This window comes from Saccharopolyspora taberi, assembly GCF_039534165.1.
GTDB classification, from domain to species: domain Bacteria; phylum Actinomycetota; class Actinomycetes; order Mycobacteriales; family Pseudonocardiaceae; genus Saccharopolyspora_D; species Saccharopolyspora_D taberi.
In genome coordinates, this window is the sequence record NZ_BAAAUX010000050.1 from 1 (window position 1) to 792 (window position 792).

Genomic DNA, 792 nt, shown 5'->3' on the forward strand with positions numbered 1-792 from the left:
CCGGAACAACCCAGGCAACCCCGGAAACACCTCCAACCCCGGAAACCCAGGGGAATCAGGAAACACCGCCGCCTCCGCCCTCCTCCACAGCGGCCGCCGCGACCACCGCCAGCTCCGACGACGGGGCGAGCGCGCCGCAATCCCCTGAAACCCCGGAAACCCAGCAAACCCCTGGGAAACCGGAAACGCCGCCAACACCAGCCACACCCGCAGCCCCGAAACAGGCGACCAAGCTTCGTGTCACCGTGGACGTCGACCCCGTCATCGGCGAGGACGCGAAAGATGCCTACTGGGCCACCCATCAGGCCGGCTTCGTCGACAAGTGGGCGCACTTCGTCCAAGACGCCCTCGCGGCGTATACGAAGCAGCAGCAACACGAGCTCAACGAGGGCAAGCCGTTTCCTCACCGGCCTCAACGTCTCCGCGGGGAGCGGTTCGCCGGCGGGCGCCCCCTCAGCTGACGTTCCCCGTAAACCCAGGGGTTAAAGGGAACACTGTTTTCCCCTTATTCCCCTGGGTTTACGGCCTTACCTGCGTTTGAGGCATCCCCGTGAACCCTAGAAACCCTGTATTCCCCTGGGTTTCTTGCGACCGAGTTCTCCGTTCCCGCACGGCAGGGGCGACTCCGTCTTCCCTGTTCACGGCGCTGGACGGGCGTCGGCCTGTCGCCAGGCGAGCAGCGCATCCGGGGCAGTGTCCAGGGCCGAAGCTGGCGGTGAACACAGGAAACCCCCGTTACCCCGGAAACCCAGGGGAATCCGGAAACCCCAGCAACGACATCAACGGGCCAGT

General features: G+C 65.4%; 1 pseudogene. It reads left to right on the top strand.

From position 1 onward, the window contains the following. Nucleotides 1-461: pseudogene (locus tag ABD691_RS33545) on the top strand (hypothetical protein); the annotation flags it as partial. Between the last annotated feature and the right edge of the window lie 331 nt (nt 462-792).